Origin of the sequence: Flavobacterium sp. RSSB_23 (genome assembly GCF_051547145.1) — a bacterium.
Taxonomy (GTDB): Bacteria; Bacteroidota; Bacteroidia; order Flavobacteriales; family Flavobacteriaceae; genus Flavobacterium.
Genome location: NZ_JBPTTO010000002.1, coordinates 692,420 through 715,935 on the forward strand (window position 1 = coordinate 692,420; position 23,516 = coordinate 715,935).

A 23,516-nucleotide genomic window follows, 5' to 3' on the forward strand; every position below is an offset into this window, starting at 1 on the left:
CCCTTTGGGGGGTGGGGGGCTGATCTGGGGTGGGGCTTATGGAAAGTTTTAGAACAGAAATAGAGAATCCGATTGTCCAAAAGGATATAATCGATTTAGAAAGAAAAATTGCTTTATTCCGCGATGGAAAAATCGATGACGAACGTTTTCGTTCTCTTCGTTTAGCAAGAGGAGTTTACGGTCAGCGTCAAGAAGGCGTGCAAATGATTCGTATCAAATTGCCTTTTGGTAAAGTAACGAGTGAGCAATTGCACCGTATTTGTAAAGTTTCTGAAGAATATTCTACGGGACGTTTGCACATTACTACGCGTCAGGATATCCAAATTCACTATGTGAGTTTAGACAGAACACCACAACTTTGGGCTGAGCTAGAGAAAGATGATGTTACCTTAAGAGAAGCTTGCGGGAATACTGTTAGAAATATTACGGCAAGCGAAACTGCGGGTATCGACCCAGACGAACCATTTGATGTGTCGCCTTATGCACACGCACTATTCGAATTTTTCTTGAGAAATCCAGTATGTCAAGAAATGGGACGTAAATTCAAAATGTCTTTTTCTTCTTCTGATAAAGATACCGCTTTGAGCTATTTGCACGATTTAGGATTTATTCCAAAGATTGTCAATGGTCAAAAAGGATTTAAAGTATTGTTTGGAGGCGGTTTAGGGTCACAACCTAGTCACGCCGAATTATTGTCTGAATTCATACCTGCGAATCAAATCATTCCAACCACAGAAGGAATATTGAGAATTTTTGACCGTCACGGCGAAAGAGCCAAACGATTGAAAGCGAGAATGAAGTTTTTGGTTAAAGAAATCGGAAAAGAAGAATTTTTACGTTTGGTCGAAGAAGAGAAAAAAGCCCTTTCACATCAAGTAGTTGAAATTGATACAACTCCTTTTGAAAAAGCCATTCCAACGCCAATATTGGATGCTCCACAAGTTGTGATTGATGATGTCGCTGCCTTCGAAGCTTGGAAAAAAGCCAATGTTATTCCGCAGAAACAAGCTGGTTATGTAGCTATCGGAATCAAAGTTGCTCTTGGAGATTTTTATATTGACAAAGCCCGACAATTGGCCGATTTAATCAAAAATTATGCAACCAACGAATTGCGTTTTACGTTGCGTCAAGATATTTTAATTCGTCATATAAAAGAAGAAGCGCTGCCTTTCTTCTATCAAGAATTAGCCAAATTAGATTTTGTTGCCTTAGGATATAATAGTACCGCAGATATTACTGCTTGTCCTGGAACCGATACTTGTAATTTAGGAATCGCGAGTAGCACTGGAATTGCCGTAGAATTAGAAAGAGTTTTGGCGACAGAATATCCACACTATGCCAATTCAAACGAAATCACTATCAAGATTAGTGGTTGTATGAACGCTTGTGGGCAACACAATATGGCCGAAATTGGTTTTCAAGGAATGTCTATCAATGCAGGTAAATTGGTAGCACCAGCTTTACAAGTATTGTTGGGTGGAGGAAATTTAGGAAACGGACAAGGACGTTTTTCTGATAAAGTAATCAAAATTCCGAGTCGTCGTGGTCCAGAAGCCTTGCGATTGATTTTGAATGATTTTGAAGCCAATGCCAACGGTCAGTCATTTTTGAACTATTACGATGCTAAAGGGGAAAAATATTTCTATGAATTTTTGAAACCCTTAGCCGATGTGACCAATTTAACCGAAGCTGATTTTGTAGATTGGGGCAACGCCGATAATTATGTTAAAGCAGTTGGAGTGGGCGAATGTGCTGGTGTTGTGATTGATTTAGTGGCAACTTTATTATATGAAGCCAAAGATAAATTGACGTTTGCACAAGAAGCTTTCGAGGATAAAAAATGGTCGGATGCGATTTACTTGGCCTACGCTGGATTTGTAAATGGAGCCAAAGCTTTATTATTAGCCGAAAACCAAAAAACAAATCATCACGCAGGAATCATCGATTTATTTGATACTGTTTTTGTGGAAACGAATAAAATACAATTAGCCACTTCTTTTAAAGAATTGGTTTATAAAATAAGAGAAAACGAACCATCTGAAACTTTTGCCAAAGAATACATTGCGACCGCAACTGCGTTTTTTGAAACGATTGAAACATACAGAGCACTAGATTTATCAAAAGCATAAAAGCGGAAGCGTATGAGCTATAAAATAACAAGTACCAATTCTTCCTCCCTCCCTTTTGGGGAGGGCCGGGGTGGGGCTCCTAAAGTTACTTTAGTAGGTGCAGGCCCAGGTGACCCAGACCTTTTGACTATAAAAGGGGTAAAAGCTTTGGCTGAAGCCGATGTCGTTTTGTATGATGCTTTGGCTAACGAAGAGTTAATGGAGTTTGCGCCAAAATCTTCAATCAAGATATTTGTAGGCAAACGCAAAGGAAGTCACGCCTATTCACAGGAGCAAATCAATCAGTTAATTGTTGATAATGCCTTGACTTACGGTCACGTTGTTCGATTAAAAGGAGGTGACCCCTTTATTTTTGGACGTGGAAGTGAAGAAATTGAGCACGCTGAAAGCTTTGGAATTCCTACCTTTGTCGTTCCAGGTATTTCATCATCAATTGCAGTTCCTGCTTATCAAGGGATTTCGTTGACAAAACGTGGTGTTTCAGAGAGCTTTTGGGTAATTACTGGCACAACATCGGCAAGAAAATTATCAAATGATGTTCAGCTAGCAGCCAAATCAACGGCAACGGTGGTGGTTTTGATGGGAATGAGTAAATTGGCGCAAATTGTTGCCCTTTTTCAAGAGGAAAGCAAAGGTGAAACGCCGATTGCCATCATTCAAAATGGAACGACTCCAGAAGAAAGAATTGGGGTAGGAACTATTGATACGATAGAAGCTGTTGTAGCGGCGCATAATTTGAGTAATCCCGCCATCATTGTAATTGGCGAAGTGGTAAAAGAAAGCAACAAGTTAAAAGGATTTTACGAAGAATTTATCGTAGCGTCAGGTCGTGACCTGACCTAAAAAAACAAAAAACGTAAGGTCAGGTCGTGACCTGACCCAACAAAATAAGCAATGGAAAGAAACGAATTATATCCCGTATTTTTAAAACTACATCAATTAAATGTATTGATTGTGGGTGGCGGAAATGTGGGTTTAGAAAAGTTATCTTTTATGTTGAAATCAAGTCCAAATGCGAATGTTGAAGTGGTGGCGCCGCGATTTCTTCCCGAGTTGGAAGCTTTGGCTGGAAAACATCCTTCAGTAAAATTGACACCAAAAAAATTCAATCGTTGGATGCTTCGCAAGCGTAATTTAGTAATAGCTTGCACGGATGATTTGAAGGTGAACAAACGCGTGTATGATTTATCCAGAAAGCGTTATTTGATTTGTAATATTGCCGATACGCCCGATTTATGCGATTATTATTTGGGCGGAATTGTAACCAAAGGCAATGTGAAAATCGCCATTTCAACGAACGGAAAATCACCGACAACCGCCAAGCGATTACGTGAATTTTTTGAAGAGGTGATTCCAGAAGATGTAAATAGAATGGTCGAAAACCTGAATGAATATCGCAAAACGTTGAAAGGAAATTTTGAAGAAAAGGTACAACGCATGAATGAAATCACAGAGGCATTAAAAAATAATAAATAATACGCATCGCGTACGGACAGGTCGCGACCTGTCCTTCATTACAATAAAAAAATACCCAAGTGATATTTATCACCAATCCTCAAATGAATAAATCGTTTATTTGAACACCGTAGGGATAGGTCCAACCTGTCCGAACAAAATAAAAAAAAAGGAAGTAATAAGTATAAATAAAAAAAAATGGTTAAAACAGATATATTAATAATAGGAGCAGGACCAACAGGGCTTTTCGCCGTTTTCGAAGCAGGATTATTAAAATTAAAATGTCATATTTTGGATGCCTTGCCACAGCCAGGCGGACAATTATCAGAATTGTATCCTAAGAAACCTATTTATGATATTCCAGGATTTCCAGAAGTTTTAGCGGGAGATTTGGTGGATAATTTAATGGAACAAATCAAGCAATTTGAGCCTGGATTTACCCTTGGAGAACGCGCCGAAACCATCGAAAAACAAGAAGACGGTAGCTTTATTGTGACCTCTAACAAAGGGAAAAAATTCCACGCTCCAGTTATTGCTATTGCAGGAGGATTAGGAAGTTTTGAACCAAGAAAACCTTTAATCGAAGACATTGAGTTTTACGAAGACAAAGGAATCAAATACTTCATCAAGAATCCAGAAAAATTCCGCGATAAGAGAGTGGTGATTGCTGGTGGTGGAGATTCTGCTTTAGACTGGAGTATTTTCTTGTCGAATGTAGCATCAGAGGTAACTTTGATTCACCGTCGTAACGAATTCCGTGGCGCATTAGATTCTGTAGAGAAAGTACAAGAATTAAAATCTGCTGGAAAAATCAGATTGATTACACCAGGAGAAGTAGTAGGCTTAAATGGTGCCGAGCATATCGAATCTGTAGTGGTAGAAGACGACAAAGGCGCTAAGCAAACCATCGCTACCGATTATTTCATTCCACTTTTCGGATTGACTCCAAAATTAGGACCTATTGGCGATTGGGGATTAGAAATCGAAAAAAATGCCATCAAAGTAAACAATGCTTTAGATTATCAAACCAATATTCCTGGAATTTTCGCCATTGGTGACGTAAACACTTATCCAGGAAAATTAAAATTGATTCTTTGCGGATTCCACGAAGCCACTTTAATGTGTCAAGCGGCTTACCAAATTATCAATCCAGGTAAAAAATATGTGATGAAATACACCACAGTTTCAGGTGTTGACGGATTCGACGGAACCCGTAAAGAAGCGCCAAAAGCAGTAGTGAAAGCTATTGTATAGTTTCGTTTTTTCCGTTTAAAGGTTTAAATTGTTTAAAAGTTTAGGTGATGCGTCGATTCGGCGACAATCTTAAACAACTTTAAACAATTTAAGCCTTTTTTTAAACTTTTAAACTTCTAAAAAAACACTTGCAATTGTTAGCGTTATGTCGTTACTTTGCACCGTTCCTATTTTTATTGAAAGTTATCACGAAAGGCGGAGGGAAAAGACCCGATGAAACCTTAGCAACCCTTTACTTTTTTAAAGAAGGTGCTACATTCTACCAAGCATAGCGCGGATAGATAACAACAAAATACAGTCTCGTATTTTTTCAAACCCCTTTCCCGATACATTTTTAAATAATTGAATGAGCGCATCATTGCCGCTTTTTTGGCATCAACGTTCCCGCTATCCACTATATCTTTTATGCTGAACACCAGCATAAAAGGATGTCGTTGCTATCGGGGCTAAAGAGTTGGCAATAGGCTTATTTAGAAACAAAAAAACAATGTATTTCTTCAAAAAGGAGAAATAATAGAAACTATAAATTAAAAAAAAGCTTTGCGCCCTTGCGCCTTAGCGGTCTAAAATAAAGTATGTCAACAATACAAGAAGAAATTAAAAAAAGAATTCTCGTGCTCGACGGAGCGATGGGAACAATGTTGCAACGCTACAATTTCTCCGAAGAAGATTTTCGTGGCGAACGATTCAAAGATTTTCCGCATCCGTTAAAAGGGAACAATGATTTATTGTCTCTAACGCAACCACAGGCCATCAAAGCCGTGCACGCCGCCTATTTTGAGGCAGGAGCCGATATTGTAGAAACCAACACTTTCTCAGGAACCACCATCGGAATGGCTGATTATCATTTGGAGGATTTGGTATACGAACTCAACTACGAATCCGCTAAACTAGCTCGTGAAGTAGCCGATGAATTCACTGCCAAAAATCCTGACCAACCGCGTTTCGTTGCGGGCTCCATTGGACCTACGAACAGAACTGCAAGTATGTCGCCCGATGTAAACGACCCAGGATACCGCGCCGTAACTTTTGATGATTTACGCATCGCTTACAAACAACAAGTCGAAGCCTTGTTGGACGGTGGTTGTGACATTCTTTTGGTAGAGACCATTTTCGATACTTTGAATGCCAAAGCCGCACTTTTTGCCATCGAAGAAGTCAAAGAAGAACGCAGCATTGATGTGCCTATTATGGTCTCAGGAACCATCACCGATGCTTCAGGAAGAACTCTTTCTGGACAAACGGTTGAGGCTTTCTTGATTTCGGTTTCGCACATTCCGTTGTTGAGTGTTGGATTCAATTGCGCTTTGGGTGCCGATTTGCTCAAGCCGTATTTACAAACTTTGTCGCATAATACTTCTTTCAATATTTCAGCGCATCCTAATGCAGGTTTGCCGAATGCCTTTGGAGAATACGACGAAACGCCTGAGGAAATGCAAGCGCAAATTCGTTCTTATTTAGAAGACAATTTAATCAACATCATAGGAGGCTGCTGCGGCACCACTCCAGAACACATCAAATTAATCGCCGATATCGCTAAGGAGTATAAACCGAGGGTTTCGACTGCGGTGATGTAGTTAATAATATTATGGAAGTATTTTTATTTCTATCAACTTCGCATTTAAACTACAAAAGAAAATATGGGAATTGATTTACGCAAGAGATTAGTTATTTTAGAAACAAAAGGATTCCAATTACAATCTTTGTGAATTTTTTTAATTTTATTTTTCTAAAAATAATGGCAGGTATTTATGGATGATATAACAATAAAAAAATGGGATAATGTTCAATCTTTAGATTCTAAAACTGATTGGTATAGATATTATTTAGAGTATAATTCTGCAATTGAAAATATTATTGAGCAGTCTGATAAAAGTCAAACAACTGTTTTAGGAATACCATTGCTTTTTTTAATTAGGAATTCGTTAGAACTTGCGTTTAAATATAATTTAATAGAGCTCGAGAAAATTAGCAAAAGTAAAGCAATAATTGATTATAGTGGAAGATCTGCTCATGTTCTTTCAAAGTTGCATAATGAATACGAAAGACAAGTTAAATTAATTATGAATTCAAAATTCGCTACGATTGAATTCGAAAAAGATTTCAAATCAAGAAATAATGAATTAAAAGATTTCACCGTAATGTTTGATAAACTAGACAATTGGTCGTATTCGTTCCGTTATCCAGTGCAAAATGATGGAATCACTAAAAGTTTTCTAAAAGATGAAAAAATAAATATGGCTGAAATAATTCCTGTCTACATAAAAACTCAAATTATATTAAAATATACTATAGATGTTTTAAAGGACGATGGAAATTTTAATTAATATTAAAAACTCATTAATCTTTATCAATTAATTACAAAACAATATGAGAAACATGAAAATAAATTCTGGCAGGAGAAAAATATCATTTATGAGAGTATATTTTATACTACTTTTTTCAATAAATGCATTTGCACAAGTTAAAGATGTTTCAAAGATGAGTGCAGTTGAAAAGAAAAAAGAATTAATAGAAACATTAGAATGGTTGCAAAGTAAAACAGGTGAAGCATTCAAATTTAAGACTGGTCATGGTGATTGGATTTATTCAGAATTACATTTTAATTATGATAATCCAAATGAGCTACAATTTTCAACTTATTCAAATGATAAATTGTATCGTGTTGATAGATTTAATTTAAAGGATATCTATAAGGTTGAATCTTACACTTCGGGTTTGAAAAACTTTTCAAATTCATTACATTTTACAACTTATGAGCAACAAAGGTTAATAAATTTAGAAGAGAATGGAGAATTTTTTACAACCAATATAGCTAAGATTTATTATGATCAATCAATTAGTTTTGAACGAACAAACAAAGCAATGAATTATCTTTTGAAATTATCAGGAGGTGGTAAAAAGATATTGAAAGAAAAATTTTAATGTTGTCCAGCTAGCGCGAGCGTCCCGCTCGTGCACATACTATAGGCAGGAAAAAGATTTTTAAGAAAAAAGAATAAGCACGAGCGAGACGCTCGCGCTCGCAGCATAAAAGTTCCATAGGAATGACCCATTTTGTAGCAACGGATTTTAATCCGCTGGATGTAAGAAGAAAATTGATTCCGTTGTGAATTATAAAATCGGAATCGTTTCATTGCAATAAAAATGGGTTGATTAGTACAAAGCCCGCGTGAGGGATAGTAGTGGAAAGCCCACAGACCAATGGAGTGATAACGGAATTGGTCGAGGACTTGTAGCGGATAGCCCGTTCGCCGCGGCGAACACGCCCAAAATAAAAAGAATCCTAGTTTAGTTTTGAAGACGAGCTGAAGATAAAATATAGAATAGAAAATCACTTAGTGTCTAAGCTACTTAGCCACTGAGTAACTCAAAATAAAGAAATGGCAGAAAAAAGAAGAAACCTAGTATTATCAGGATTGGAACCCTTAATCATCACGCCCGATAGCGTATTTGTGAATGTGGGGGAACGAACCAATGTGACGGGTTCGCGAAAATTTCTTCGATTGATAAAGGAAGAGAAATACGATGAGGCGCTGGATATTGCGCGCCAACAAGTAGAAGGTGGCGCACAGATTATCGATGTCAATATGGACGAAGGGATGTTGGATGGCGAATATGCTATGACCAAATTCCTGAATTTGATTGCGGCCGAACCAGATATTTCGCGTGTGCCGATTATGATTGACAGCTCGAAATGGGAAATCATTGAGGCGGGATTGAAAGTGGTGCAAGGTAAATGTGTCGTGAATTCGATTTCTTTGAAAGAAGGCGAGGAGCGATTCATTCACCACGCGAACTTAATCAAACGCTATGGTGCGGCGGTGATTGTAATGGCTTTTGACGAAGTAGGTCAGGCCGATAATTACGAAAGACGTATCGAAATTTGTCAGCGTTCGTATGATATTTTGGTGAACAAAGTACATTTTCCGCCACAAGATATCATCTTCGATTTGAATATTTTTCCTGTAGCTACAGGAATGGAAGAACACCGTTTGAATGCCTTGGATTTCTTTAGAGGAACCAAATGGGTTCGCGAAAATTTACCGCACGCCCACATTAGTGGTGGAGTGAGTAATGTGTCGTTTTCGTTTAGAGGAAACGATGTGGTGAGAGAGGCGATGCACTCGGTTTTCTTGTATCACGGTATCCAACACGGAATGACGATGGGAATTGTAAATCCCGAAATGTTGACGATTTATGACGACATTCCGAAGGATTTATTAGAGCACGTTGAAGACGTGATTTTGAACCGTCGCGATGATGCTACCGAGCGTTTGTTGGATTTTGCTGAAAATGTGAAAGGCGATGTAAAGACCAACGAGAAAGCGGTACAAGAATGGCGTTCGGGTTCGTTACAAGACCGTATCACACACGCCTTAGTCAAAGGTATTGATGAATTTATAGAAGCCGATGTGGAAGAAGCACGTTTGGCTGCCGAAAAGCCCATCGAAGTAATCGAAATCAACCTGATGGCTGGAATGAATGTCGTAGGAGATTTGTTTGGTTCGGGTAAAATGTTTTTGCCACAAGTGGTAAAATCGGCACGTGTAATGAAAAAAGCTGTGGCTTATCTTTTGCCTTTTATTGAAGCGGCGAAGCAAGTTGGAGACAAATCTGGGAACGGAAAAATATTGATGGCAACTGTAAAAGGCGACGTTCACGATATTGGAAAGAATATTGTTTCGGTAGTATTGGCTTGTAATAATTATGAGATAGTCGATTTGGGGGTAATGGTGCCTCCAGAAAAAATTATTGCTGCAGCTATTGAGCACGAAGTGGATATTATTGGATTGAGCGGATTGATTACACCGTCATTGGACGAAATGGTGTATTTGGCGAAAGAGCTGGACAAACGCAATATGAAAATCCCTGTAATGATTGGTGGAGCCACTACTTCGCGTGCGCATACGGCTGTGAAAATTGCGCCTCAATACAGAGAAACGGTGATTCACGTAAACGATGCTTCAAGAGCGGTGACCGTAGCGGGTAATTTATTGGACCATAACCGAAAAGTTTATGCGAGCGATATTCGTGCAGAATACGATGCGTTTAGAGAAACATTCTTGAATCGTTCACGAGATAAAAATTTCTTGTCTATCGAGGAAGCCAGAAAAAATAAATTGCAATTGGATTGGGATAATTTTACCCCTGTACAACCCAAAGTAATTGGCAAACAAATCGTAGAAGTCGATTTAGAAACTTTGGTACCTTATATCGATTGGACTCCGTTTTTCAGAACTTGGGAATTATTCGGGAAGTATCCTGCAATTTTAACGGATGAAGTAGTGGGTGAACAAGCCACTTCGGTTTTTGCGGATGCACAAGCGATGTTGAAAGTTATTTTGGAGGAGAAAAAGTTAACCGCAAAAGGCGTTTACGGAATTTTCCCTGCGAATCAAATCAATGATGATGATATCGAATTGAGAAATGAAAACGGAAATCCATTGCAAAAATTCTTGACTTTGCGTCAGCAAGCTCAAAAAACCAAAGGAGCGCCAAACATCGCTTTGTCTGATTTTATTGCGCCAAAAGATAGTGGTAAAGTGGATTATATGGGAGCCTTTTGTGTGACTACTGGTTTTGGAGTAGACGAGTGGGCTGCCGAATTTGAAGCCGCATTAGACGATTATAATTCGATTATGGTGAAGGCGTTAGCCGACCGTTTTGCAGAAGCTTTTGCAGAATATTTACACGAGAAAGTCCGTAAAGAATTTTGGGGATATGCTGCTGATGAGGTGTTGAGTAAAGAAGATTTAATTGAAGAATCGTATAAAGGAATTCGTCCAGCACCAGGATATCCAGCTTGTCCAGACCATTTAGAGAAACCGACTATTTGGAAATTATTGAACGTTGAAGAAGAAATCGGTGTGACTTTGACGGAAAGTATGGCGATGTGGCCAGCTTCCTCTGTTTCTGGTTACTATTTTGGAAATCCAGAGAGCAAGTATTTCGGACTTGGAAAAATCAAAGAAGACCAAGTAATTGATTACGCCAAACGAAGAAATGTTTCGACCGATGTAGCAATGAAATGGTTGAATCCGAATATAGCTGATTAAAAAATGTTTATAGTTGTTGGTTTATAGTTTATGGTTTTGGAATCAGAACGAACAACAACAAACAATGAACAATAAACTTGTAGTATGAAAGTAACACAACATATAGAAAACGCTAAAGGAGAAACCTTGTTTTCTTTTGAAATTATTCCGCCACAAAAAGGCAAAAGCATTCAGGAATTATACGATAACATCGACCCGTTGATGGAGTTCAAGCCGCCATTTATTGATGTGACGACTTCTCGTGAAGAGTTTATCTACGTAAATAAAGGAAATGGGTTATTAGAAAAGAAGTTGACAAGAATGCGTCCAGGGACTTTGGGGATTTGTGCTTCTATAAAACATAAATATAATGTCGACACGGTGCCGCACGTACTTTGTGGAGGTTTTACGAAAGAAGAAACTGAGTATTTGTTGGTAGATTGTCATTACTTAGGCATTGATAATGTGATGGCTTTGCGTGGTGATGCGATGAAAGACGAGCAATCGTTTGTGCCAACCAATGGAGGAAATAAATATGCTTCTGATTTAGTAAGTCAAATTTATCAATTGAATCAAGGAAAGTATTTGCACGAAGTAATGGACATTGATAATAAAGCCGATTTTTGTATTGGTGTAGCGGGTTATCCAGAGAAGCATTTGGAATCTCCTTCTTTGCAAACCGATTTGAAACGTCTTAAAGAAAAAGTTGATGCAGGAGCGGATTATGTCGTTACTCAAATGTTTTTTGACAATGCTAAATATTTCGAATTTGTAGCCAAAGCCAGAGAAATGGGTATTACAGTCCCGATTATTCCAGGGATAAAACCTATTGCGGTAGAAAGACACTTGCAAGTGTTGCCACAAATTTTCCGTATCGATTTGCCAGAGGATTTAATTGCTGCGGTAGAAAAATGTAAAAACAATGCAGAAATTCGTCAAGTTGGAATAGAATGGGCGATTCAACAATCTATAGAATTAAAAGCCGCAGGAGTTCCTGTTTTGCATTATTATTCTATGGGGAAATCAGAGAACATCAGACAAATCGCTAGTCAGATTTTTTAATAAAAGGATTATATTATTTCAATTGAAAGTACTCGATGAGCTTTTGGCTTGTCGGGTATTTTTTTTTGGCTTTGGCGAAAGTAATTATCTAACGGTTAAATTTTTATTTTCTTCTGATAATATTACCCAAGAGTTCTACATTTGCAGTTCCAAAAAAGAGTATTATTTTTTGGCTAAAACATACTTTACGATGAGTTTCAAAATAAAAATTAATAGAATAAGAAGAAGTGTTATGCAAAGTCTAACAAGTGGTCTTGGCAACTCTTCGAATGTAAATAAGGGAACAATTAATCCACAACAAGTAAAAAGAGTCTTGATTTCGAGACCCAATCACCGTTTAGGAAACTTGTTGCTAATTACACCTTTGGTACAAGAAGTACAAAATCTTTTCCCTAATGCAACTATTGATGTTTTTATAAAAGGGAATCTTGGTCCTATTGTTTTTGAAAATTTTACAAATGTAAATCAGATTATTCGTTTGCCTAAAAAGCATTTTGACGAATTAGGTAACTATATGAAAGGCTGGTTGAAACTAAAGAAAAACAAGTACGATTTGGCTATCAATGCTGATAAAAACTCTTCGTCTGGACGTTTGTCTATTCAGCTTGTCAATGCAAAGTTTAAATGTTTTGGGGAACAAGCAACTGATTTGTCTAGTCAATTTTCTGACTATGCTCATATTGCAAAGTATCCTGTGTATGATTTGCGTCATTTTCTTGCTTCGGTAGGAATGAAAGTGCCGAACACACCAATTCCTAATTTGCTTTTGCAATTAAGTCCTGAAGAAGTAGCTAAAGGGAAAGCACTTTTGGATGCCATTGTTCGAGCATCTAAAAAAACGATTTGTCTTTTCACTTTTGCCACGGGAGCCAAATGTTATTCGGTGGAATGGTGGGCCGTTTTTTATGAAAGAATTTTAAAAGAATTTCCAGACTACAATATTTTGGAAGTGTTGCCTGTAGAAAACGTGTCGCAAATACATTTTGCTGCGCCAACCTATTACAGCAAAGACATTAGAGAAATCACAGCATTCTTTAAAAATACAGCTGTTTTTGTGGGTGCCGATAGCGGGATGATGCATTTGGCTAGTGCCGCTCAATTACCAGTAGTAGGTTTGTTTTCGGTTACCAAAACAGATAAATATGCACCTTACGGGACAAAAAGTGTCGCAATCAATACCAACGAAACGACAATTGACGATTGGATTCAAGCGATAAAAAATAGCTTGGAGTAATTACTAGGGACTAACCACTACTTCGTAATCTCCCTGAATACCGCTTCTAGATTTTTGTTTTTCTGATTGAGTTGCAAGGTTTTTAAACCATTGTCGTGAGCGAAATCGAATACGGTTGGACGCATATCTTGACTCGACAAAAAGGTCAGTTCCCATAGATAATCACTGTTTTTGATGAATGATTTTAAATGTGGAATGGAGTTGATTTGTTCTTCGGTTACTTTTAAATCAAATTCTACTTCGATGACTTGTTCTTTGTCGGCGGCAATCAAAACTTCTAATTTTTTGTCAGCTACAATTTTGCCTTTATCAATAATAATGACACGGTCACAGATTGCTTCTACTTCTTGCATAATATGAGTAGATAGAAAAACGGTTTTGTCTTTCCCTACATTTTTAATTACATTTCTTATTTCGACCAATTGATTCGGGTCTAAACCTGTAGTGGGCTCGTCTAAAATTAATACTTCTGGATTGTGCAATAAGGCATTGGCTAATCCAACACGTTGACGGTATCCTTTGGAGAGTTGTCCTATTTTTTTATGACTTTCGGGAGTTAATCCTGTCAATTCGATTACTTCTTGAATACGAGAGGAGGGTACTTTGTACACATCGGCATTAAAAGCCAGATATTCTCTAACATACAAATCCAAATACAACGGATTGTGTTCAGGTAGATAACCAATTATCTTTTGTACTTCTTTGGTGTCTGAAATAACATTTTTATCATTTACTAGCGCTACGCCTTCATCTGCCGCTAGATAAGTGGTCAATATTTTCATCAAAGTAGATTTTCCAGCACCATTTGGACCAAGAAAACCAACGATTTCTCCTTTTTTTACAGAAAAAGTAATCGAGTCTAATGCTTTTTGAGCACCATAGCTTTTTGATAAATTTGTAACTTCTATAGACATAAGAATGATTTTGTTGCAAAAGTAAACAGAAAAACCAAGCTATGGAAGTTTCTTTGGATAGTATGAAAAAATATTGAGGGATTTTGTTTTTGCTGAATATCAATTTATCTCAGTTTTTGTCCTGCTAATACGCTAAGATTTCTATATTTACTACAAACTTGTAGTTATGAGCGAAGACAAAACAAATTCTTTTTTAGAAAATTACAGCAGTATCCTATTGCTTTTGGGTGGGATTGTACTTGGTAGTTTGGCTGGATTGCTTTTTGGTAAAGACGTTGAGGTAATAAAACCTTTGGGTGATATCTTTCTTAATTTACTTTTTACAGCGATAATTCCATTGGTAATTTTTACTATAGCTTCCTCGATTGCTAATTTGCAAAAAAGCGACAAGTTGGGTAAACTTTTCAGTGTTGTTTTGGTTGTCTTTTTAGTAACAGTGGTTATTTCTGCCATCGTAATGATTGTTGGGATTTTTATTTTTCCTGTAGATAAAGCTGTTTTTTTGGCAAAATCTTCTTTGGTTACTACTCATAACAGTACAACAGATTCGCCCGTTACTCAGCTGTTAACGGTGAATGATTTTTATGAAATTTTGTCTCGTAAGAATATGTTGGCGTTGATTCTTTTTTCTTTTTTATTAGGTTTTGCTACTTTGAATGCTGGCGAAAAAGGTAAAGATTTTGCTAAATTTTTGCATTCGGCGAACGAGGTGATGAAACAGTTGTTGGTAATCATTATGAAAGGAGCTCCTGTTGGACTTGGGGCCTATTTTGCTTATCAAGTTGGGATTTTTGGACCACAGCTTTTTGGTGCCTATGCCAAACCACTAGCCGTTTATTATGGAATGTGTACTTTTTACTTCATAGTATTCTTTACTATCTATGCTTTTTTTTCGGGAGGACTATTAGGAGTGAAAGTGTTTTGGAAAAACAATATCACGCCTTCCTTTACAGCAATAGGAACTTGCAGTAGTATTGCCACAATTCCTGCCAATCTTGAAGGTGCTCAACAAATGAAAATCCCTGCTTATATTCGAAACTTGGTAATTCCTTTGGGAGCGCCTTTGCATAAAGACGGTTCTAGTATGTCGTCTATTGTAAAAATAGCCGTAATTTTTGCTATTTTTGGTAAGGATTTCACAAATCCATTCACTATTCTAACAGCTATTGGAATAACAATTATTGTATCGGTAGTAGAAGGAGGGATTCCAAACGGAGGCTATATCGGAGAAATCTTAGCCATTACCATTTATGGTTTTCCAATGGAACAAGCCTTGCCCGCAGCTATGATTATTGGAACACTAGTCGACCCCATTGCTACTTTGCTCAATGCTAATGGCGATTTGATTTCGGCAATGATGGTCACGCGAATCGTTGAAGGTAAAAAATGGCTTTTACGAGAAAATGAAATCAATTAAATCACATACATATGAAAAAAATTAGTTTAGGATTGATGGTGCTTTTTGGACTCACGGCTCAAGCTCAGAGTGGGATTCAAAAAAGTGAGGTTACTCGAATAGAAACGGAATTGTCTTCGGATGCAATGGAAGGGCGTGCCTTGTTTACACCAGGTATCGAAAAAGCATCGGTTTTTATCGAAGGAGAGTTCAAACGAATAGGATTGACATACTATAAAGAATTACAATCCTATCGCCAAGATTTCTTAATAAAAGATAAAAAGGCCAATAATGTGATTGGAATTATTCCAGGGAAATCAAAGCCTAACGAATATGTGATTTTTTCAGGACATTATGACCATTTAGGAATGAAAGAGTCAGGCGATGACAAAATTTTTAATGGTGCAAATGATGATGCTTCTGGAATTACAGCGGTGATTACTTTGGCAGAACATTTTAAAAAGAAAAACGATAATGCACGAACACTTATTTTTGTTGCATTTACAGGAGAAGAAACGGGAGGTTATGGTTCTGCTTTTTTCTCAAATTCCATCAATGCAGATGAAGTGGTTGCGATGTTCAATATTGAAATGATTGGAACCGATAGTAAATGGGGTAAAAATTCAGCTTACATTACAGGATTCGAGCGCTCTGATTTTGGAACTATTTTGCAAAAGAATTTAGTTGGTTCTGGATTTAACTTTTATCAAGACCCTTATCCTCAAGAACAATTGTTTTACCGTTCAGATAATGCAAGATTGGCTGCTTTAGGAGTTCCAGCGCATACTATTTCTACTTCTAAAATGGATGTGGAGCCGAATTATCATAAGTTAAGTGACGAAATAAGTACTTTGGATATGGATAATATGACAGAGATTATTAAGTCGATTGCCATCAGTTCACAAACCATAATTAGTGGAAAAGATACGCCATCAAGGGTTCCTAAGAGGAAGAAATAGTTTTTTAGTGTCGAATCAATAAGAATAATCAATAAAAAAAGAGGCTTTGCTGTAAACTTTTTTATAGGATTGTTAATTGAAAATCAATTTCACAAAGAAATCCTTTTTTGTTAGGGATTAATGCTGTTTTTTTTGACGCCTTTAAAATAAGTTTTTATCTTTGCCAAAGAATTTATTGAAAATCAGAACACAAAATGTTAAATAACCGTTTTTACTTTAGCTATACTTTTTATTTCTTCTTTGAGAAGTAAGGATTGTGCTATGGTTATTTGAAAGACAAAAAGAAACAAATAAAACTACAATACAATCCTGATGAAAATCAGGATTTTTTTTTGAATATATGAGAACAAAAATTGCAATTCAGGGGATAAAGGGGTCATTTCATCATCAGGTAGCTAAAGATTATTTCTACCAAAATGTGGCTGTAGATGAATGCTTGTCCTTTGAAGAATTAGTAGATAGCTTGTTGAAGGGAGATAGTGACCAAGCGGTAATGGCAATCGAGAACTCCATTGCGGGACCGATTATTCCAAATTATGCACTAATCGACAAGAATAATTTGCACATTATAGGGGAACATTATTTGGATATTATTCAAAATTTAATGGCTTTGCCTGGACAAAAAATCGAGGATATACAAGAAGTTCATTCGCATCCGATGGCATTATTACAATGTATGGACTTCTTGAAAAAATACCCTAACATCAAATTGGTTGAAGATAAAGATACGGCGGAAACCGCACGCAGAATCCACGAAAACCAAATCAAAGGAATTGCGGCTATTGCTAGTGAAACCGCTGCTGAAATGTATAATTTGGAGATTATCGCTCCTTCGATTCAAACCATCGAGAACAATATGACTCGATTTGTAATTCTCAAAAAAGAGAATTCTTTTGTTTCCGAAGACGAAATCAATAGAGCCTCCATCAAGTTTGAATTGGACCATAAACGCGGAAGTTTAGCCGCTGTTTTGAATGTGATGAGTGATTGTAAACTCAATTTAACCAAAATACAATCCTTGCCAAAAATAGAAACACCTTGGAAATATTCTTTTTTTGTTGATGTGACTTTTGAAAAGTATGAAGATTACGCCAAGGCGAAAGCATTAGTTTCGATTATGGCGCATTATTTTAAAGTTCTGGGTGAATATAAAAACACAAAGCCATTACTTGAATCTCCAAACTAGAAAAAACAAATTCCAATTTAGAATAAAGCTAAAAAAATGATAACAACAGCCCAACGTTTAGCGATAGTTGAAGAATATTACTTCTCCTCAAAGTTGAGAGAAGTACGCCAATTGGCCGCCGAAGGAAAACCTGTAATCAATATGGGAATAGGTAGTCCTGATTTAAAACCTGCTCCTGCTGTTATTGCTGCAATGACTGCTGCAATGCAAGACGAAAATGCACATCAGTATCAAAGCTATCAAGGTTTGCCTGAATTAAGACAAGCGATGGCTGATTTTTATGAGCGCAATTACCAAGTAACCCTAAATAGCACCACTGAAATTTTGCCTTTAATGGGTTCCAAAGAAGGAATTATGCATATTTCGTTAGCGTTTTTGAATGAAGGTGATGGCGTTTTGATTCCAAATCCTGGGTATCCGACCTATACTTCGGTGACCAATTTAGTAGGTGCGGTGCCAATGTACTATGATTTGAAAGAAAGCACCAATTGGGAACCAGATTTTGAGGCTTTGGAAAAAATGGATTTGTCTAAAGTAAAATTGATGTGGATTGGCTATCCACATATGCCTACAGGAGCCAGAGGAAATTTGGCTTTGTTTGAAAAACTGGTGGCTTTTGCTCAAAAACACAACATTTTATTGGTCAATGATAATCCGTATAGTTTTGTTTTGAATGACCAACCTATGAGTTTGTTGCAAGTGGAAGGCGCTAAAGATGTAGCGTTGGAGTTGAATTCGTTGTCCAAAACTTTCAATATGGCGGGATGGCGTGTAGGAATGGTTTCTGGAAATGCGGCTTGTATTGATGCGGTATTGAAAGTAAAGAGTAATATGGATAGCGGAATGTTTTATGGCATTCAAAAAGGGGCGATTGCTGCTTTGCAGAGTGCTGCTTCTTGGTTCGACGAAATGAATGCGATTTACGCAAAACGCAGAATTTTAACCGAAGAATTAGCCGAGAAATTAGGTTGTGAGGTATATAAAGAAGGAGTTGGATTGTTTGTTTGGGCAAAACTTCCAGCGGGAATCACATCGGCAGAGGATTTTATTGATAAGATACTGTATGAGAAATACATCTTTATTACGCCAGGAACTATTTTTGGTTCGAATGGCGAAGGGTACATTCGATTTGCTTTGTGTGTAAAAGAAGAAAAAATTGAAGAAGCGATTCGTCGTTTTTAGCAGATAATACCTAGCCCTGATAGTAGCGGCATCCTATTGTGGCGGGGTTCGCCACAATAGATATAGCGGATAGCAGGATTAGCTAATAATAAAAATTATAATGAATATACACGTAATAGGAATAGGTTTGATTGGTGGTTCGATGGTGTTGGATATAAAGGCCTTACACCCAGAAGCGACTATTTACGGAATGGACAAAAATGAAGCCCATTTGCAAGAGGCGATGGCGCTTGGGGTTGTGGAAAAAGCGGCTACGATGCAGGATTTGGCCGATGCGGATTATGTTATTGTTTCGGTTCCTGTGGATGTGGCGTTGCAAGTGTTGCCCGAAGTTTTGGACCATATTGGCGAAAACACCATTGTTTTTGAAGTGGGTTCTACGAAAATGCCTATTTGTGAAGCGGTGGCCAATCATCCTAGAAGAAGAAATTATATTGCCACGCATCCTATTGCTGGAACGGAATTTTCGGGACCATCAGCGGCTATAAAAGGATTGTTTCAAGGGAAAACGAATATCATTTGTGAGGTGGAGAAAACGACTTTTAAGTTGCAAGAAAAAGCCATCGAATTGTTCAAAGAATTAGGAATGCGCATTCGCTATATGGACCCGAAGTCGCACGATAAACACATTGCTTACGTATCGCATTTGTCGCACATTAGTTCGTTTATGTTGGGGAAAACGGTCATCAATAAAGAGAAAGACGAACAGGATATTTTTGATATGGCAGGCTCAGGTTTTGAGAGCACCGTGCGTTTGGCCAAGAGTTCGCCTGCGATGTGGACGCCTATTTTTAAACAAAACAAGAAGCACGTAGTGAAAAGTTTGGAGGAGTATATTGCTAATTTGACGCAGTTCAAAGACTTGTTGAAAAGTGAAGAATACGAGGCTATTTATGATGAAATGCAGAGTGTGAATAAAATTAAAGCCATTTTGAATGGGATGAGCCCCCCAACCCCCAAAGGGGGAGTAACAGCGAAGTAAAAAATAATAATCAATAAATAAAAAACGATAAATAAAAAATAAGATGGAAAATAAAAAAGAAATGAGAAATTGGTTGGAAGCGTTCAATTTGACGCATCCATTGGTGATAGCAGGACCTTGTAGCGCCGAAACAGAAGAGCAAGTATTGAAAATTGCACACGAATTGAAAGATTCTGATGTAAGTGTGTTTAGAGCTGGAATTTGGAAACCAAGAACACGTCCAGGTGGATTTGAAGGTGTTGGAGAAATAGGATTGAAATGGTTGAAAAAAGCCAAAGCGGAAACAGGTTTGTTAATGGGAACTGAAGTAGCAACTGCGGCTCACTGTAAATTGGCTTTAGAAAATGATATTGATGTTTTATGGGTTGGGGCACGTACAACTGCCAATCCGTTTGCGGTTCAAGAAATTGCAGATACCTTGAAAGGGACAGACAAAATCGTTTTGATTAAAAATCCAGTGAACCCAGATTTAGCATTGTGGTTAGGTGGTGTTGAGCGTTTGCATATGGCTGGAATTGAAAAATTAGGGGTGATTCACCGTGGTTTTTCTACTTACGAAAAAACAAAATACAGAAACATTCCAGAATGGCAAATTGCGATTGAATTGCAAAATAAATTCCCTGATTTGCCTTTGATTATTGACCCTTCTCATATTACAGGAAATCGTGATATGATTCTTGAAGTGACGCAAGAAGCTTTGGATTTGAATTATGACGGAATGATTATCGAAACACATACTGACCCTGACAACGCTTGGAGTGATGCTGCGCAACAAGTAACGCCAGATGCTTTGAAACAAATTTTCAAAGACTTGAGAGTTAGAAAACAAATCGATGTTTCGGATGAGTTTATGACTAAAATGAGTAAATTAAGAGCGAATATCGATGTGTTAGACGCTAATTTATTGGAGCTTTTGAGCAAAAGAATGAAAGTTGCTGTAGAAATTGGTCAGGTTAAAAAAGAAGCAAACGTGGCGGTTTTACAAAACAATCGTTGGAATGAGATTTTAGGAAAAATGATTTTGGAAGGAGAAAAGAAAGGACTTTCGGAAGAGTTTGTTTTAAAAATGTTCAAAGCGATTCACCAAGAAAGTATCAGCAAACAAGATAAAGTGTTGAATTCGTAAACATTTCTGACTTTAGATTTTATTAAATCCCAAGACTTTTGTTTTGGGATTTTTTTGTTTTTTTCTAGGGTTCTAAAATCATAAATATAAAATCGTTACTCTTCAATCATAAATCATTTATCTTTGCAAACATTTAAATCTAAAATCTGAAAATGACAGGAACTGTTTATAAATCTACAGGAAGTTGGTACACCGTGAAATCCAATCAAGGCGATTTTATTGAGTGCAGGATGAAGGGGAAGTTCCGAATGAAGGGAATTAAAAGCACCAATCCCATTGCAGTAGGCGATGTAGTAGATTATGAATTGGAAGAGACTTCGGATACTGTTACGGGTACGATTCATCATATTCACGACCGTAAGAATTACATTGTTCGAAAATCGGTGAATTTGTCACATCAAATGCATATTATTGCCGCCAATATTGACCGTGTTTTTCTGTTGATTACCATCAATAATCCTCCGACTACGTTTAGTTTTATCGATAGATTTTTGGTTACTGCCGAAGCCTATGGTATTGAGACTATTTTGGTTTTCAATAAAATTGATACTTTAGACGATGTTACCTTAGATGACCAATTGTATATGCAGCACGTTTATCAGGAAATTGGGTATCAATGTTTGCGTGTTTCAGCAGCTGAAGGCAAGGGAGTTGAAGATTTGAAAGCATTAATGATTGGTAAAACGAGTATGTTCTCGGGGCATTCGGGTGTAGGGAAATCGACTTTGGTTAATGCATTGGAGCCCAGTTTGGATTTGAAAACCAAGAATATCTCCGAGCAAAGCAAACAAGGACAGCATACCACCACTTTTGCAGAGATGTATGACTTGTCTTTTGATGCTAGTATTATTGATACACCAGGTATCAAAGGATTTGGAATTGTAGATATGGAGCCTCAAGAAATTAGCGATTATTTTCCTGAGTTTTTTAGATTGAAAGAACAATGCAAGTTCAACAATTGTTTGCATAAAGAAGAACCACATTGTGCAATAAAAGCGGCTTTAGATAAGGATGAAATTGCTTGGTCGCGTTACAATAGTTATCTTAAAATCCTTGAAGGTGATGATGAGCACTACCGCACCGATGTGTACGACGAAGATAGAAAAGCTAGTGATAAAACGAGGGAGTAAAAAGAATACTTTTAATTTTATTATATTGCATAAGGTTTTAACTGAAAATTAATTCATTACCATAAAATGATAACATATATAAAAATAAATGGCTTTAAGTCCTTTCATAATTTTGAAATGGAATTTGCTCCTTTTACTGTGATTGCAGGTGCAAATGCTTCTGGTAAAAGTAATTTATTTGATGCATTAACATTATTATCAAGATTGGCAGAAACCGATAATTTAAAAAGGGCTTTTGGTGAGCAAAGAGGTGAATTTATCGAATTATTTACTCAATATGGTGATGATAATTACGCAACAGAAATGGAATTTGTTGTAGAAATGCTGGTTAATAAAAACATAAAAGATGCCTGGGGAAATGACTCAAAGTTAAAATATACAAGATTGAGATATGAGTTGTCAATTAAAAGAATTACAAATGCATCAGGAATTCAAGATTTAGTTGTTTCAAAAGAGAATTTGTTGAAGTTAAATCATCAAGATGATGTATGGGTAAGTATTAGTATACCTAAAAAATCTCTAGAGTTTTGGAGGCCAAAAGTTGGGACAGGTAAAAGAGGAATACCATATATTGAAACTGTAAATGAAAATAGTTTAGATATTATTCAAGTACCTCAAGATGGTACAACAGGTAATAAAAGAAGATTTCCTTTAAGTAATGCAACAAGAACTGTTTTAAGTAGTTTTGACACAATAGATTTTCCACACGTTTTGGCTGCTAAAGAAGAAATGAAAAGCTGGAAGTTTTTACAATTAAACCCTGAAGATTTGCGTCAGGCAACAAGTAAAAATAACGGAGAAGATACAATTTCTGTTAGTGGAAAAAACTTAGCTGCTGCATTGTTTAGAATTAAACAGAATGATAAGTATTCATTGAAAGAAATATCGAGAAAGCTTAATAGTTTTTTGCCAAACTTTACAGAGGTTGATGTAGTTGATGATAATGAAAACAAACAATATTTAATTAAACTTAAAGACGTTGATAAAAAAGAGTTTTCTTCTAGAGTTTTGTCAGAAGGGACTTTAAGGATTTTAGCTTTGTGTATTTTAGAGTTTGATGAAAAGCATACTGGTTTATTATGTTTTGAAGAGCCAGAAAATGGAATACATCCTTTTAGAATTAAAGCTATGACTGAATTATTAAAAGATCTTAGTGTTGATTTTAATGAAGTAGAAATTCCTTTAAGACAGGTAATAGTAAATACCCACTCTCCCGTTCTAGTTGGTAATATGGATACTTGGAAAAATGATAAAAACGTTAGTATTTGGTACGCACAAATGAGAACTACAATTTCAGATATTAATGGTGATAGATTGAAAATAAATTCCACAAAAATAAGTCCGGTAATAAAAGATAATTCACTTTTGCAATTACGTTTAATTTTTTCTGAACAAGACAGGAAGTTAACCTTGGCAATAGTTAATGATTATTTGCAAACTGCTCAATTTGAAGAGACAAATTTTTAGTA

The 23,516-nt window shown here is 36.8% G+C and carries 19 protein-coding genes and 1 riboswitch; of the genes, 18 read left to right on the plus strand and 1 reads right to left on the minus strand.

The features are described from left to right. Positions 1 to 38: 38 nt before the first annotated feature. The 10 genes from ACSVH9_RS06475 to ACSVH9_RS06520 all read left to right on the plus strand — a co-directional run bounded on the left by ACSVH9_RS06475 (position 39) and on the right by ACSVH9_RS06520 (position 13,172). Entirely contained in the window at positions 39 to 2,129 is a 2,091-nt protein-coding gene (locus ACSVH9_RS06475; RefSeq protein WP_438062985.1) for a HEPN domain-containing protein, read from the plus strand. A gap of 12 nt (positions 2,130 to 2,141) precedes the next feature. Next, complete coding sequence (gene cobA, locus ACSVH9_RS06480) at positions 2,142 to 2,972, plus strand: uroporphyrinogen-III C-methyltransferase (protein ID WP_438062986.1); 831 nt, start codon at positions 2,142 to 2,144, stop codon at positions 2,970 to 2,972. 51 nt (positions 2,973 to 3,023) lie between these two features. After that, positions 3,024 to 3,605 (plus strand): precorrin-2 dehydrogenase/sirohydrochlorin ferrochelatase family protein, encoded by a 582-nt coding sequence (locus tag ACSVH9_RS06485; protein WP_438062987.1) that lies wholly within the window; start codon positions 3,024 to 3,026, stop codon positions 3,603 to 3,605. Between the two features lie 177 nt (positions 3,606 to 3,782). Further along, a complete protein-coding gene (locus ACSVH9_RS06490) occupies positions 3,783 to 4,838 on the plus strand; it encodes an NAD(P)/FAD-dependent oxidoreductase (RefSeq protein WP_024981950.1) in 1,056 nt (351 codons plus the stop codon). A 180-nt stretch (positions 4,839 to 5,018) separates the two neighbouring features. After that, positions 5,019 to 5,126, plus strand: a riboswitch (SAM riboswitch). 287 nt (positions 5,127 to 5,413) lie between these two features. Then, complete coding sequence (locus tag ACSVH9_RS06495; protein WP_438062988.1) at positions 5,414 to 6,415, plus strand: homocysteine S-methyltransferase family protein; 1,002 nt, start codon at positions 5,414 to 5,416, stop codon at positions 6,413 to 6,415. 174 nt (positions 6,416 to 6,589) lie between these two features. Further along, a complete protein-coding gene (locus ACSVH9_RS06500; protein ID WP_438062989.1) occupies positions 6,590 to 7,165 on the plus strand; it encodes a hypothetical protein in 576 nt (191 codons plus the stop codon). Positions 7,166 to 7,217: 52 nt separating this feature from the next. After that, positions 7,218 to 7,763, plus strand: a complete 546-nt coding sequence (locus tag ACSVH9_RS06505; RefSeq protein ID WP_438062990.1) for a hypothetical protein — start codon at positions 7,218 to 7,220, stop codon at positions 7,761 to 7,763. A gap of 458 nt (positions 7,764 to 8,221) precedes the next feature. Beyond that, on the plus strand, positions 8,222 to 10,897 hold the full coding sequence (gene metH / locus ACSVH9_RS06510) for a methionine synthase (protein ID WP_438062991.1): 2,676 nt from the start codon (positions 8,222 to 8,224) through the stop codon (positions 10,895 to 10,897). A gap of 84 nt (positions 10,898 to 10,981) precedes the next feature. Continuing rightward, entirely contained in the window at positions 10,982 to 11,938 is a 957-nt protein-coding gene (metF, locus tag ACSVH9_RS06515; protein WP_159687654.1) for a methylenetetrahydrofolate reductase [NAD(P)H], read from the plus strand. A 190-nt stretch (positions 11,939 to 12,128) separates the two neighbouring features. Beyond that, positions 12,129 to 13,172: a glycosyltransferase family 9 protein gene (locus ACSVH9_RS06520; RefSeq protein ID WP_438062992.1), complete on the plus strand. Its 1,044-nt coding sequence runs from the start codon at positions 12,129 to 12,131 to the stop codon at positions 13,170 to 13,172. A gap of 17 nt (positions 13,173 to 13,189) precedes the next feature. On the opposite strand, the gene gldA is transcribed toward ACSVH9_RS06520, so the two are convergent. Next, positions 13,190 to 14,086: a gliding motility-associated ABC transporter ATP-binding subunit GldA gene (gene gldA, locus ACSVH9_RS06525; RefSeq protein WP_438062993.1), complete on the minus strand. Its 897-nt coding sequence runs from the start codon at positions 14,084 to 14,086 to the stop codon at positions 13,190 to 13,192. A gap of 166 nt (positions 14,087 to 14,252) precedes the next feature. Between gldA and ACSVH9_RS06530 the strand changes: the two genes are divergently transcribed. From ACSVH9_RS06530 to ACSVH9_RS06565, 8 genes are all read left to right on the plus strand, one after another. Continuing rightward, a complete protein-coding gene (locus tag ACSVH9_RS06530) occupies positions 14,253 to 15,503 on the plus strand; it encodes a dicarboxylate/amino acid:cation symporter (RefSeq protein WP_438062994.1) in 1,251 nt (416 codons plus the stop codon). Between the two features lie 11 nt (positions 15,504 to 15,514). After that, a complete protein-coding gene (locus ACSVH9_RS06535; RefSeq protein ID WP_438062995.1) occupies positions 15,515 to 16,441 on the plus strand; it encodes a M28 family peptidase in 927 nt (308 codons plus the stop codon). A gap of 340 nt (positions 16,442 to 16,781) precedes the next feature. Then, a complete protein-coding gene (locus ACSVH9_RS06540; RefSeq protein ID WP_315143308.1) occupies positions 16,782 to 17,627 on the plus strand; it encodes a prephenate dehydratase in 846 nt (281 codons plus the stop codon). 36 nt (positions 17,628 to 17,663) lie between these two features. Continuing rightward, complete coding sequence (locus tag ACSVH9_RS06545) at positions 17,664 to 18,809, plus strand: pyridoxal phosphate-dependent aminotransferase (RefSeq protein WP_438062996.1); 1,146 nt, start codon at positions 17,664 to 17,666, stop codon at positions 18,807 to 18,809. Positions 18,810 to 18,909: 100 nt separating this feature from the next. Further along, the gene (locus ACSVH9_RS06550) at positions 18,910 to 19,791 is read left to right on the plus strand and encodes a prephenate dehydrogenase (protein WP_438062997.1); all 882 of its coding nucleotides are present in this window, start codon (positions 18,910 to 18,912) and stop codon (positions 19,789 to 19,791) included. A gap of 43 nt (positions 19,792 to 19,834) precedes the next feature. Then, entirely contained in the window at positions 19,835 to 20,917 is a 1,083-nt protein-coding gene (locus ACSVH9_RS06555; protein ID WP_159687631.1) for a bifunctional 3-deoxy-7-phosphoheptulonate synthase/chorismate mutase type II, read from the plus strand. A gap of 152 nt (positions 20,918 to 21,069) precedes the next feature. Continuing rightward, on the plus strand, positions 21,070 to 22,047 hold the full coding sequence (rsgA, locus tag ACSVH9_RS06560) for a ribosome small subunit-dependent GTPase A (RefSeq protein WP_438062998.1): 978 nt from the start codon (positions 21,070 to 21,072) through the stop codon (positions 22,045 to 22,047). Positions 22,048 to 22,113: 66 nt separating this feature from the next. Continuing rightward, positions 22,114 to 23,514 (plus strand): AAA family ATPase, encoded by a 1,401-nt coding sequence (locus ACSVH9_RS06565; RefSeq protein WP_438062999.1) that lies wholly within the window; start codon positions 22,114 to 22,116, stop codon positions 23,512 to 23,514. Positions 23,515 to 23,516 lie beyond the last annotated feature (2 nt).

Bases quoted from the DNA above. Each gene is read 5' to 3' on its own strand.
- ACSVH9_RS06565 (WP_438062999.1), top strand. From the start codon at position 22,114: ATGATAACATATATAAAAATAAATGGCTTTAAGTCCTTTCATAATTTT.
- ACSVH9_RS06550 (WP_438062997.1), top strand. From the start codon at position 18,910: ATGAATATACACGTAATAGGAATAGGTTTGATTGGTGGTTCGATGGTG.
- metH (WP_438062991.1), top strand. From the start codon at position 8,222: ATGGCAGAAAAAAGAAGAAACCTAGTATTATCAGGATTGGAACCCTTA.
- metF (WP_159687654.1), top strand. From the start codon at position 10,982: ATGAAAGTAACACAACATATAGAAAACGCTAAAGGAGAAACCTTGTTT.
- ACSVH9_RS06500 (WP_438062989.1), top strand. From the start codon at position 6,590: ATGGATGATATAACAATAAAAAAATGGGATAATGTTCAATCTTTAGAT.
- ACSVH9_RS06520 (WP_438062992.1), top strand. From the start codon at position 12,129: ATGAGTTTCAAAATAAAAATTAATAGAATAAGAAGAAGTGTTATGCAA.
- cobA (WP_438062986.1), top strand. From the start codon at position 2,142: ATGAGCTATAAAATAACAAGTACCAATTCTTCCTCCCTCCCTTTTGGG.
- ACSVH9_RS06535 (WP_438062995.1), top strand. From the start codon at position 15,515: ATGAAAAAAATTAGTTTAGGATTGATGGTGCTTTTTGGACTCACGGCT.
- ACSVH9_RS06505 (WP_438062990.1), top strand. From the start codon at position 7,218: ATGAAAATAAATTCTGGCAGGAGAAAAATATCATTTATGAGAGTATAT.
- ACSVH9_RS06490 (WP_024981950.1), top strand. From the start codon at position 3,783: ATGGTTAAAACAGATATATTAATAATAGGAGCAGGACCAACAGGGCTT.
- ACSVH9_RS06495 (WP_438062988.1), top strand. From the start codon at position 5,414: ATGTCAACAATACAAGAAGAAATTAAAAAAAGAATTCTCGTGCTCGAC.
- ACSVH9_RS06555 (WP_159687631.1), top strand. From the start codon at position 19,835: ATGGAAAATAAAAAAGAAATGAGAAATTGGTTGGAAGCGTTCAATTTG.
- rsgA (WP_438062998.1), top strand. From the start codon at position 21,070: ATGACAGGAACTGTTTATAAATCTACAGGAAGTTGGTACACCGTGAAA.
- gldA (WP_438062993.1), bottom strand. From the start codon at position 14,086: ATGTCTATAGAAGTTACAAATTTATCAAAAAGCTATGGTGCTCAAAAA.
- ACSVH9_RS06485 (WP_438062987.1), top strand. From the start codon at position 3,024: ATGGAAAGAAACGAATTATATCCCGTATTTTTAAAACTACATCAATTA.
- ACSVH9_RS06545 (WP_438062996.1), top strand. From the start codon at position 17,664: ATGATAACAACAGCCCAACGTTTAGCGATAGTTGAAGAATATTACTTC.
- ACSVH9_RS06530 (WP_438062994.1), top strand. From the start codon at position 14,253: ATGAGCGAAGACAAAACAAATTCTTTTTTAGAAAATTACAGCAGTATC.
- ACSVH9_RS06540 (WP_315143308.1), top strand. From the start codon at position 16,782: ATGAGAACAAAAATTGCAATTCAGGGGATAAAGGGGTCATTTCATCAT.
- ACSVH9_RS06475 (WP_438062985.1), top strand. From the start codon at position 39: ATGGAAAGTTTTAGAACAGAAATAGAGAATCCGATTGTCCAAAAGGAT.